The following is a 12,309-nucleotide window of genomic DNA, read 5'->3' as shown; positions in this document are numbered from 1 at the left end:
TCCGTTACTTCCCTGCCGCGGTTGCGGCCATGGGATTGACGAGGGTTCCATGTTGCTGTTTTTTCTCCCCGCTTTCCACCTTAATCAATGTCACCTCCGGCCCATCCTCCAGCGTCAGCTTGACCACACTGTGAAGTTCCCCCTTCTTCCCCTCTTTCAACCGAATGGTCAACCCCGCATCGCTTTGCGTAAAACCAACCTTCTCACCGCCCAGTTCTTCGCAGCCCAGAACCTTCCGAGGAAGGGGCGGCAGTTGCAAGGTTCCATCCGTCCATTGGAAAACGTGCAGGTAGAGCACGTTCCCCTTTATGCAGGATCCGCCCCACTGGCCGCTGATATAGGGACCGCCTTCGGTTCCATAGATGCTTTCGCCATAGGTTTGAATCCACGGCTTGAATTTCTTGAGGTTCTCGAGTTCCGACGGTCGGAGCGAGCCAGTGGCCATGGGGCCGACATTGAGTAGCATATTCCCGCAGCCGGTCACGCAGGCCGCCAACATCTCGGCACACTGATCAAAACTGGCCGTAACGGACTCGGGCCGGTAGGACCAGCCTCCCCCCCCGCTCGGTCCCTTCGACATCGGCATACAGGTTTCCCACGGGTATTCCTTGTGGAAAACACCCACCTTGCCTTCGGGAGTTTGGAAATCGCCTCGGGTAAGAGCCACAAGTGCCGGATCAGGTTTCTCGGCCCCCTTCTTTCTACGAATAAATTTTGCCGCCCGGTTATTGACGATAATGCCCGGCTGCAGCTCATAGATCATATCAAAGAGTTCTTCGAATCGATACTGAGACCAGTCGCCTGCCACGTGATCGAACCACAGCACGGACACCTCGCCATAGTTGCTCAGCAACTCACGAATCTGACCATGGTAAAAATCGTTGTATTTGCTGTTGTCGCCGTTCAGGTAATCCGGGTGCGTCCAGTCACGGGTCGAGTAGTACCAGCCCAGTTTTAAACCATATTTATGGACGGCATCCGCCAGCTCTTTGCAGATGTCGCGTTTAAAAGGGGTATTACTGATATTGTAGTCGGTGAGCTGGGTGGGCCAGTTGCAAAAGCCATCGTGATGCTTGGCCGTAAACACAATGTATTTCATGCCGGCTTCCTTAGCAGTTCGCACCAGCGCATCGGCATCGAACTCAACCGGATTGAATTCCTTATAGAGCGCGTCGTAGACCGCATCCGGAATCAACTTCCCCTTTCCGGGATGGTCGAACGGATGCGTTTCGCGCGCCCAGCCGATTTCCACGCCGGCAACACTCGACGGCCCCCAGTGAATGAACATTCCAAACTTGGCATCGAGCCACCAGTCCATCTTTTCCGGCGTCGAATTCTCGGCCCACACAGAACAGGCTCCGACAGAAAGCAAAAAAAACAGGCCAGCGATGGCATTCATGATTGTTTTCATAATTTAGTACCCCTACACATACGCATGATTCTGCCACCCTTAAAATTCGGCGACCATCATCTATATGGATGATGAGTATGGGCGGCTGACCATCATCCGTTTAGACGATGGCCATTCAATATAGCTCTGTGTTATAAACATCATTATGCGCATACCCCTTAACATGCTTCTTCTGCTATGTATGATCGGACTCCTGTCGAATACCTCCGTAATGGCCCTTGCGAAAAAGCCCTCCATCTCACAAATGGAACACCGGTTGGCGGAAATCGACAGCGAGCTGAGCGGGCTCGCCAGCTTCAGCATGCGCAGCGGCGTCGGCACCGTCGGGTTTCGTTCCGCCGACTATCCTGACCCCCGACATACGGAATGGATTCAGATCGAACTAGGCGAAACAGCGCCCGTTGATCAAATTGTGCTGGTTCCCGCCATTTGGCGCGATACAAAAACCGGCTTCCAGGCCGACGGATTCCCCCTCGAATTCAAGCTGATTGCCGGAACCGACCAAAGCACGAATGTCGTCGCCTCCTTTGATGCAACGGACAACCTGCTTCCCCGCCTCGCCCCGCTCGCCGTCTCTTTTCCCGAGATCCAGGCTTCCTGGGTGCGAGTCGAAGCTTCCCTGCTGTCGCCCCGGGCCTGGGACGGCCAGTATATTTTACAGCTCTCGGAAATCCTGATTTTCAGCGAAACGGAAAATATCGCCTTGCGACAACCTATCAAAACCTCTTCAACCGTCATAAAAGAAGCACGCCCGCGGATAAAAGATTCGCTGGTGGATGGATTCGTACCCTACGAGATGAATTCTGCACAAGGCGAGCAAAGCATTGCGTTCATGAGCCCCCCCGGGATCGGCAACCAGCCGGCTCTCAGCATTGATCTAGGCGCAACCCTTCCGATTAACCGAATTCATCTGCACACCCCGGAATTAAGCGATACCGTCCCCCAATCGTCCGAATCGGGACACGGCATTCCGCGCAGGCTGCTCATCGAAGGGGCTAACCAGCCTGATTTTTCCGATGCCGTCCAACTGGCCGAATACCAGATGAAATCGATTTTTGATGCGGGTCCGATCATTATGCGACGCTTCACCGAAACCTCCTGCCGCTATGTCCGGCTAACCGCGACCGAACCCTACTTCATAGATGGAGCTCCGGAAAAGTCACAGCTCGGCTTTGCCGAAATCGAACTGCTTTCCAAGGGTCGGAATGTGGCGCTTGACAAACCGGCCATAGGCAACTTCGAAATCCGTCCTGACCGCTCGTTTTCCTCACTAACCGACGGCCGCAACCTGTACGGAACCATCCTGCCCCTCCGCAAGTGGATGAACGAACTGGCTCGCCGACATGATCTGGAAGCCGAACGCCCTTGGATTGCCCACGAGCTGCACCACCGCTATGAGCGCCAGAAAGTCAACCTCAGGCGCATGGGATGGCTGGCCGCCCTGCTTGCCGCCGGCATCGCCTTCACCATACTCATCGACCGGATGCTACGCATGAAACAGGTGACAGCCATTCGCGAGCGATTCGCCGCCGACCTGCATGATGAACTGGGTGCCAACATCCACACCATCGGCCTGCTCGGTGATGTGGCGCTTAAATCCATGGATACCCCCGAGCGGCTCGAAAACGTACTCACTCGCAGCCGCGCACTCACGGAACGCACCGGCACCGCCGTGCGTCACTGCATCAACCTGCAGAAGGCCAACGGTCTCTTCGGAAGCCTGCCCGACGATATGCGCCGATCCGCCCAGCGGATCATGGCCGACACCGAATACGACATCGCCATCGAAGGCGAAGAGTTCTTGGATAAACTCAAGCCCAAGACCCGGGCCGACCTATTCCTCTTTTTCAAAGAAAGCCTAGTCAATATCAGTCGCCATGCCAAAGCCACCCGGTTCAATTGCCGTTTAATTGCCAGCAGCAAAGAAATATTCCTGGAAATCAGCGACAATGGCAAAGGCATGTCGGACTCCACGAATAATGAGGTTCCAGCCTCGCTCAAACGCCGCGCACATCTGCTCGGCGCCACTGTTTCGGCCGGACTATCCGCCAGTGGCGGAACCCGTATTGCTCTAACATTAAACCCCCGCAGATTCAGGATCAAAAAATGAAAAGAAAAATACGCGTCATGATGATTGAAGACCATCCCGATTATCGCGACGGGGTCAGCTTGGCATTGGAGACCGAAACGGATATCGAACTTCAGATGACCTTCGGCACGGCGGAACGCGCCCTGCGCAGCCTGCAGGACATGCGTGAGCGCAAGGAGCCCGATGTGGTTTTGCTCGACCTAAACCTTCCGGGCATCTCCGGCCTCGAAGCCCTTCCCTTTTTCCGCTCCGCCATTCCCGACGCAAGAATCCTCGTACTTACCCAGTCCGACCGGGAAGCCGATGTGCTGGAAGCGATCCGGTGCGGTGCGGCAGGATATTTGCTGAAATCGGCCAGTCTGGACAAAATCACCGAGAGCATCCGAACCGTTATGGCCGGCGGCGCATCCCTGGATCCCAACGTGGCCAGTTATATCCTGGGGCTGATGCAAAAGAGTCCGCCCAAATCCAAAATAGACGTAACCCTTTCGGATCGCGAAACCGAAGTCCTCGTTTTGCTCGGCGAGGGCCTGCTCAAAAAGGAAATATCCGACCGGCTTAAGATCAGCGAGCCTACCGTCGCCACCCACGTGCGGCATATCTACGAAAAACTCGAAGTACAAAACGCCCCAGCAGCAATCACCAAGGCCTACCGCGCCGGCATCCTCCCCTTGGATAACGACGAATAAAACGCTATCAATCCGGAAAATCGGGCTTGCTGCCATAAACGCCGTTGACGGACTTTAAACTCGAAAGACAACACTCTAAACTTCCTTCAGCTAAAAAAAACAAAACCAATTTAATTTCACCACCCTTTCGAGGGGGTCGTGGGGGAAAGCACCTTCTAGTCAACATAATTACGGGATACAGGCCAATTTACAAATACCCCACGACAGCCAAACCCTTCAAGGGGCTTCCGGGTTGACGTGGGGGAACCGACCGGGGTATATCTGCGAGCCTAGAAATATGGATGTGGGTGACTTCGTAGGGGTGCTCCTAAACTGCTCCTAAATCATCTCCACCGAAATATAGGAACAGGCGAAACACAGCGTCATAAATAACTAATATAGAGTCATTTAGAACAACGAATTTTAAGGCCATGGTAAAAGGCGGGTTCGAATACATCCCCCAACCACCACTTCCTCACAAGTCTTGCCTCCAAGACAATTCGTACTCCCTATGATTCACCATAGTTTTGGGAGTAATGGGAGTTTTGACGATCGGGGATAAGCTCTCGGGAAGATTTTGAACCGCCCTCATTCTGAAAGGCATGCGCCCCTCCCCAGATTTTTTATTTTTTTCGAAAGGACGTTGCTGGAAATCCAAAGTGCTTTTCTGGGAACACCGACCATGCGCATGGAACTCCGCACCGGAACGATCCACTATAGAATACCCCATCGGATGGGACCCAAAGGGGATACGGGGGGCGCCCTACCGAGCTCCGACCGCAAGCCAAACAAAACGCCTCGACAACCGCTCGTGGGTTATTGTGGTATTAACTCGGTCTTCACAGTTGGATCTGGAGAAAACTGAAAGCATCAACTTGAAACAGTCGATGGAAATATTACCCAATGATAACGCCATAAAAGGTAATGGTGCCGGAGGTGGGACTCGAACCCTCATGACCGAGCATCGACATCGTGACTACCGTAACACTCTCATTTTCAGCATGTTAACAACCAAAACCACAATCACACTATCTCATTGAAAAATGATCTTTTGTACCAAATTTGTACCAAGCTATTTTTCACCTAAGCTATGCACTATTCTATATCCCGGTCAGCTCCCCTCCGTCAACCCGGAATCCCCATATAACCCCGTGAAGATTCTGACCATCGCGGGGCATTTGTAAGCTGGCCAAGGTGAGGCACTTATCTACCCTCAAGCACCTGTTCCCCCACGACCCCCACGAAACATGCGTGAAATTAAATAAAAGTGAAAAACCAAAACTTTTAGCGGAAGACCCATAGAAAAAGTGCAACGGATTACAAATCCAGACATTCACACCCATATGTCACTTATTATCAATATTTTATAGGATTTATGAAAATCACTGTTACAAGGGGATACAAAAAGTGACTGTCAGAAACGTAGCAAAAACCGGAACAAAATATTCAACCAAATACTGATCTCTCGCCAGTAATCTTTGAAATCTGTTCCAGAATATTTTTTACCCTGCTTTCCCCCTTGCAACTGACAGTTAATCAGTTGGTTCTAAGGCTGGTTTCGGGGTGGCAATCTGCTGCGTATCATCCTGCCGCATGTGTTTCAGATGAGGAAATAACAGCCCACCTTCCCTCTTCAGGTCTGCCATAAAAAAATCGGGTAGTTTCTACATCATATCTTCCGCCATTCTCCATCATCATATTGTCATACATATGGAAACAGCTCATTCTACCGATCTGGTGCGTAGCTAGCAGGCCTCCATAGCATTCGTATCCTATGGATTTTCAATCACAGTTTTCCTCTACGTTGCTCCAGCTCAAGTCGTATGGCATGGCAACGGGCTTCGTCGAGCTGGTAACGGCTGATGATCCAAAACATGCCAATCATGGCGATGGGTGGAAGGAGTATGTAGATTCCTCGCATAAGGGTTAGGGCGCTGGCGCTCTGCGCACTACCGAGACGGGCATCGAATCCCGTTTGCTCAAGCACGATATTGGAAAGCAGATAGGCGATAGAAAACCCAAGGGTGATGGCCAGTTGCAAGACGGAGGTATAGCTCCCTTCGCGGCGGCATCCGGTCTTTAGTTCGTCTTCATCGCAAATATCCGCCACCAACGAGCCCAGAATAATCCACACCCCCGTTCCGCCGGGGCCGGTGAGTGCGGCGTTGGCAACCATACCCCAGGGATGCGCGGGATTGACGAGCACGAAGCGCGACAGCGCAGCGAACACAACAATTCCAGCATTTACCTTTAGGGCGGAGAGTTTTCCGAATCGTCGGGAGAGCCAGGTGAACATGGGGATGCTTGCAACGGCGGCGCCCATCTCGGCCGTGCGCATCCAGCCTTCGATAACCGACGCCGCATGGGTGTCGCCCTCGAAAATATAGTAGATGTTGATGTAGCGCCCGAAATAGTTGGCGCTCCAGCTGCCTATAAGCGTAAGAACCACCATGCCCATCACCATCCGGAAGCTTCCGGAGGAGAGGGTTGCCTTCAGGCTTTCCCGGAGCGGAATCTTTTTTTGCCGGCTGGCGGCTTTGTAGAACCGCTCCTTGATGAACAGGCCGGGGAGCACGCCGCTTGCAATGAAAAGGACAGCGAGCCCCAGCGAAACCCAGCGCATGCCGGAGACGGGATCCTTGAACGACTCGGTGAAAAAGAAAAGCCAACCCACGAGAATGAAGGAGGTCTTCCCGACCATCTCTCGCCACGCCATGATGCGCGTCTTTTCGTGGTAGTCCGGCGACATCTCCATCGCAAGCGTATTGTACGGCACCGAAAAGATGGCATAGGCCGTGTAGAAGATCAGGCTGCTGACGAGGAAGTAGGAAAAAACCTGGAACTCGCCCCACTCCCTCCGCACCTGCCAGATCAGCGGAAACGTGAATCCGCAGAGCAGCGCCCCGAGCACGATGAACGGGCGCCGGCGCCCGTACGTGCTACGGCTGTTGTCGGACAGGTTGCCGACGACCGGATCGGCGAACGCGCTCCACAAACGGAAAATGGTTCCGGCCAACCCGACGAGCGACGGTCGCACGAACAGATTGACGTTCAGGATGATCCCGGCCATTTCCATGACCACATGGTTGCCAATAACGGAGAGAAGGTGACCCTGCGCATAGATCAGCTTACTCGCCACCGGCACCTTGTCGGCGTCGGCCGTCTGATAGTGCTCGGCAGGATTTTTCCTCATGCCTTATGAAACATTAATCATGAGATGATTTCCAGCGCATAGCCCATGCCTTTGCTTCCAAAGGTTGGAAGCGTGATTTCGATGCCATCGGCCTTTTCCGACCACTCGACCTGGCCGGATTCGCCAAGCATATTGATGCCGGAAATCGGATGGCCTTTGAGCGATTTAATGGAGACGGTGTTTCCTTCTGGGCGGGTCATGGCGATGGCATAGAGCGTGTTGCCTTTTTTCGTGAACCAGAAATCTTCGGGCGTGACATCCAGCTTGAAGCCTTTCTTGCTGCGGTGCTCGGTGCCCTTGATCGCAATGCCGGTCGGCCCTTCATGGGTGACTTTCCAGGGTTTGGTGCCGTAGATCGCGTCGCCATTGACTTTGAGCCACTGGCCGACCGCCACGAGATTTTGGACCGACTTCGGCGGAATGGTTCCGGTGCCGTCGGGGCCGACGTTGAGCAGGAAGTTGCCGCCCTTGCTGACGTTTTCCAGCAGCCAGAAGAGGGTTTCCTTTGGCGATTTCCAGTCTTCGTCGTAGGATTTGTAGCCCCACGAATTGTTGGTGGTCGCGATGCCCTCCCACGTGTTTTCGCTGGCTTCGTCGGGAATGACGTTGTCGCCGGGTGTACCGATGTCGCCAAAGCCGTTTCCGATGCGCTGGCTGACGAGGGTTTCCGGATTGGCTTCGTAGATGGTTTTGTAAAACTCGAAGCTGTGGCTGGCCGGGATATAGATCGGCGTGTCGAGCCAGATTTCCTTGAGGTCATAGTTGGCGACGAGCTCGCGCACCTGCGGCAGTGACTTGTTCGCGATGTAGTCGTCGAACTTGACGGGGGCCGGATCAAACTTGTTGACGAACATTTCCTGCTTCGGCTTGTCGTGGTAGCAATAGTCCTTCATGCCGGAGTCGCCGCCGTCGCGCCAGTCGAGGGCGTGGGAATAATAGACGCCAAACGAGATGCCGCCCCGTTTGCAGGCCTGCTCGAGCTCGCGGATAATATCGCGACCGAACGGCGTGGCCTTTACCGCGTTATAGTCGCTCACCTTCGAATCGAACAGCGCAAAGCCGTCGTGGTGCTTGGAGGTGATGACCATGTATTGCATTCCCGCCGCCTTAGCGATGGCGACCCACTCGTCGGCATCGAATTTCGTGGGATTAAAGGTCTTGGCGAGCTTGGCATATTCAGCGCGCGGAATCTCTTTGCGGCGCATGATCCATTCGGCCACTCTCGGCCCCGTGCCGTCGCCCTCCTCCATCTTTTCGCCCTTCCAGATGCCGCCGCATTGGGAATAGAGCCCCCAGTGGATGAACATGCCGTACTTATTGTCATTAAAGCGCTCGCGCCCGCGCTGCTTGGCGTCCGATGCATTCAAGGCTTTCCATTTTTTACCCAGCTCAATCATTTCGGGCGATCCCGGAATACCCGATCCGTTGACTCCGGCAGCCCATCCCCAGCGGGTCATGGTCAGGGTTGAAACCGCCAGGCTCGACCATATGAAATTGCGTCGTGAGTTTTTCATTGTTCTCTTCTCCGTTGTTAAATTTATTCCACTGTATATTTCCAAACCGCTCCCTGCTCCACCGATCCATCAGCAGCCACTGCGTCGACCCGCCAGAAATAGGTTGTTCCGGCAGCCAGGGCCGGGGGCGAAAAGATATTGGTATCCGATAGCTCGGCGACCTGCTTGAGATTGTCGCGTGATGTGCCCACCCATACCCGGTGCCCTTTCACCTCGTAACCACCGAGAAACATGAGGTCAGCATTCGGCTTCACGTTTACTGCATCGTCCGGCGGAACGGGCGTTGAGGCGTGCGGATATTGGAAGCCGGGCATCCAATAGGCTTTGTCGCCGTATTCATAGGCGCCGATGTCTGGCGATTTCCCGACAAAGTGCGGCTGCGAGTAGTACTTAAATTTATCCATGTCGGAGAGCGTGCCGCCATCAACGAGTGGGGAATCCTTTTCCGGGCGGAAATCCCAATTGGCTGGATCGCGCAGGTATTGCCCGGTGTCCGGCTCAAAAAGGTTGTCGTGCTTGATGCCGGGGAACGGCGGTTCCTTCCCCCACCAGCGGGTCATGTAGCGCGGAGCCAGGTTGTTGACGACGATGGTTTCAAGATGGAACCCGTTCATCTTTTCCCACAGCAGCGTACACATTCCCGGCATCTTCCAGAGGGTGTTGTTGTTGATGAGCTGCTTGTCGCCCTTAATCTGCATCTGCCCGCAGTTCCACCCGACATTATGGTGCATGGTGCCATTCTGGCTGGGCTTCCTCGGAGGACCGCCGCCGCCGTCGAAGCGGAACGAAAGCTTGCCGTGGTCGTGCGACCAGTTGTGGTCATATTCCAGCCGGTCGAATTCCCCGACCTGGATAGCGGTTCCATCGGACTGGAAGGCGCAGATATTCCAAAAGTTTCCATATGCAACCCGCCCGTAATCACTCGCTTTGACACACTGCCCGGAACCCGTGTTGTAGATGGTGAACCGCCTAAGGTGAATCGCGCTCGATCGTTCAAAGTCAAACGTCAGCGCGCGGCCGATGCAGCTGTAATCCGCATCGTGGACCAGAATATTTTCAAGGACATCCCCGATTTCATTCTCAAGACGCAAAGCGGTGCCGTCGAAGGTATGGAACACACAATTGATCAACCGGTTTTCAGTCGGTTCTTTGTTTTTGGCTCTGCCTGCAAACACCGTCGCCGGCACGCGCCCCAGCTCGCCGAGCATACGGCGTGACCACGCAGGATAATCGAAGCGTGCATTTTTAATAGTGATATTTTTGCAGTCCTGTCCTTTGAAGGTGGCCCCGAAAAAACCGATCCCATCGAACGTGATATTTGAGCAGTTATTCAGCTCCAGCACATAGCTCAGCACCTTGCCGCACAGATTCATTTGCGCCGGTTTTTTTCCGGCCGGCGGAATCATAAAAAGCGTCTTCGTCGCCTTTTCGTACCAGTATTCGCCGGGTTGGTTCAGACAGGGAAGCCCCTCGATCATGTAGTGCGCCTGCCCCAGCTCATAGTTTTTTTTGATCATGCTCGGATCCTGGGCCGTCCGCTGGATGCCCTTATCCCAATGAGCCGGTTCGCCCTGATTGGAAAAGTCGGTACGGTAGGTAAAGCGGTTTGAACCGGCGTCGTGCGAATCGATCACCTGCGCCCAGGTCATCCATGAGCCAATGTTGAGGATGGCCACCGCGCCCTTCATGCTGACGCCGGTCTCCGCCAGCGACACCGTATTCACATCGTCGGGAATGGTGCTGCCCTGCGAAAGCGAACCTTCATCCTGTTCATGCTTGCCCTGTTCGTTCACACCGGAAAGCGGGCGCTCGTCGATCACCGTTCCAAAAGAGGAGTCGGATGTCATTTTCCGATAGCTGGCCTTCTGGTTCCAGAAATGCTCGTCGCCAATGAAGCAATCCGGCCATCGTGCGGTTTGCAGCATTTCGCGCCCGTCGAACAGCTGCCAGATATCCTGCGAAAGCTGCACGCTCCAGATGCCGTCCGCCCCTTTTTTCCAACCACTGGAAACCGGCAATGGAATGGTGCCGTCGAACACCGGTTGTTCGCCCTCGGCGGCGCGAATCGAGAGCGGCCCCTTGATGCCCTCCAGAATCACCGCATTGGAATAGGTTCCGCCTTTCAAGGAGATGGTATCGCCGGATCGGGCCATGTGAGCGGCCTCGGCGAGATCGTCGCCGGGCGAAAGAATCCGGTCTGCTGCAAAACAGGATGCGGAAAACAGCAAGGTGACAGATAGCAGATGAGCCGTCTTCATTTACCTTCCTTTATCCCAGGCACTGCGGTGACCTGCGGAATTTGTTTGATGATCGGCTCCTCGCGAATCAACAGGGCGGTTTCCTTTAGGATGGCTACCGCTTCCGGCTGGATCTCGCCGTTGCCGTCGGGCCCGACATTCAGGAGCAGGTTGCCGCCCTTCTCATTGATATCCTTCAGCTTGTTGTAAACCGTCTGGGCATCCTTCCATTGGTGATCATGTTTTTTATAGCCCCACGATTTGTTCATGGTGTAGCACCCCTCCCAATGTTTGGGAAAAGCCGCCTCAAAGTGTTTCTGCTCCTGGGTCACAAAATCGAGTTCGAACCGGTCGCGCTTGGCCACGCGGTTGTTGACGATGATGTCGGGGTCGGCCTCGCGGATGGCATTATAGAGCTGAATGCCGTCCTCCAACGTCCACCAGTCGACCCAGTCGCCATCGAACCAAAGCATATCCGGCTCATACTTGCTGATCAGCTCCATGATCTGATGCGTTTGGTACGCAAGGTATTCCTGCTTCCGCCCGTCCAGCATCTCCGTCTGCCCCCACCGTTTAAACGGATGGTCGCCTTTCATTACCGGCTGTTGGGAGGGGTGGTTCCAGTCGATAATGCTGTAGTAGAGGCCGAAGCGGATGCCGTGTTTCTTGCACGCCTTGCTCAATTCGGCAAGTAGGTCACGTCCTTTCAAGGCACTACCGGCCACGTCAAACCCGGTGTACTCGCTATCCCACAGGCAAAAACCTTCATGGTGTTTGGAGGTAATGACCAGATAGGTCATACCCGCTTCTTTTGCGGTGCGGGCGATGAAATCGGCCTTGAATCCAGCAGGATTGAAGGCTTCGATAATGTTGGCGTATTCGTCGCGCGGAATATCGGCGCTTGCCTGGATCCATTCGGCATACCAATCCACCTGCTCGCCTTTCCACTCGCCCCCCAAATGGGAGTAGAGACCGAAGTGGATGAACATGCCGTATTGTGATTGCGCAAACCAATCCATGCGGGCGTTGTAAGCTTCCAACGGAGTTGCCGGGGGCGTGTCCACATGAGTGCAACCCGAAAACAGACCAACCATTATGGCGCTTAAAAATAATTTGGTGTGAAGCATCTTCATTCATAACCCTTTCATTTTGAGAAACTCAGATCAATCCGGTGCGTTTGGGGCTGGGCGGCGGCAC

Annotated in this window: 7 protein-coding genes; 2 read left to right on the top strand and 5 right to left on the bottom strand. The window is 54.2% G+C overall.

Translation table 11 applies throughout. The features are described from left to right. Positions 1 to 4 precede the first annotated feature (4 nt). A complete protein-coding gene (locus SCARR_RS02025) occupies positions 5 to 1,411 on the bottom strand; it encodes an alpha-L-fucosidase (RefSeq protein WP_136059860.1) in 1,407 nt (468 codons plus the stop codon). 211 nt (positions 1,412 to 1,622) lie between these two features. Here SCARR_RS02025 and SCARR_RS02020 point away from each other — a divergent pair, with 211 nt between their 5' ends. After that, complete coding sequence (locus tag SCARR_RS02020) at positions 1,623 to 3,521, top strand: hypothetical protein (protein WP_222846139.1); 1,899 nt, start codon at positions 1,623 to 1,625, stop codon at positions 3,519 to 3,521. Beyond that, entirely contained in the window at positions 3,518 to 4,189 is a 672-nt protein-coding gene (locus tag SCARR_RS02015; protein WP_136059858.1) for a response regulator, read from the top strand. Before SCARR_RS02020 ends, SCARR_RS02015 begins: the two co-directional genes overlap by 4 nt. Positions 4,190 to 5,954: 1,765 nt before the next feature. Here SCARR_RS02015 and SCARR_RS02010 read toward each other — a convergent pair. From SCARR_RS02010 to SCARR_RS01995, 4 genes are read right to left on the bottom strand one after another with little or no spacing between them, the layout of a single operon-like run. Beyond that, complete coding sequence (locus tag SCARR_RS02010; protein ID WP_136059857.1) at positions 5,955 to 7,361, bottom strand: MFS transporter; 1,407 nt, start codon at positions 7,359 to 7,361, stop codon at positions 5,955 to 5,957. Positions 7,362 to 7,378: 17 nt separating this feature from the next. After that, positions 7,379 to 8,875: an alpha-L-fucosidase gene (locus SCARR_RS02005; RefSeq protein ID WP_136059856.1), complete on the bottom strand. Its 1,497-nt coding sequence runs from the start codon at positions 8,873 to 8,875 to the stop codon at positions 7,379 to 7,381. Between the two features lie 23 nt (positions 8,876 to 8,898). Continuing rightward, complete coding sequence (locus tag SCARR_RS02000) at positions 8,899 to 11,133, bottom strand: hypothetical protein (protein WP_136059855.1); 2,235 nt, start codon at positions 11,131 to 11,133, stop codon at positions 8,899 to 8,901. Continuing rightward, entirely contained in the window at positions 11,130 to 12,245 is a 1,116-nt protein-coding gene (locus SCARR_RS01995) for an alpha-L-fucosidase (protein ID WP_136059854.1), read from the bottom strand. The genes SCARR_RS02000 and SCARR_RS01995 overlap by 4 nt, the downstream gene beginning before the upstream one ends. Positions 12,246 to 12,309: the final 64 nt, after the last annotated feature.

Origin of the sequence: Pontiella sulfatireligans, assembly GCF_900890705.1 — a bacterium.
GTDB lineage: Bacteria > Verrucomicrobiota > Kiritimatiellia > Kiritimatiellales > Pontiellaceae > Pontiella > Pontiella sulfatireligans.
The sequence above is the reverse complement of the archived record's forward strand: the minus strand, read 5'-3'. Positions and strand labels throughout refer to the sequence as shown.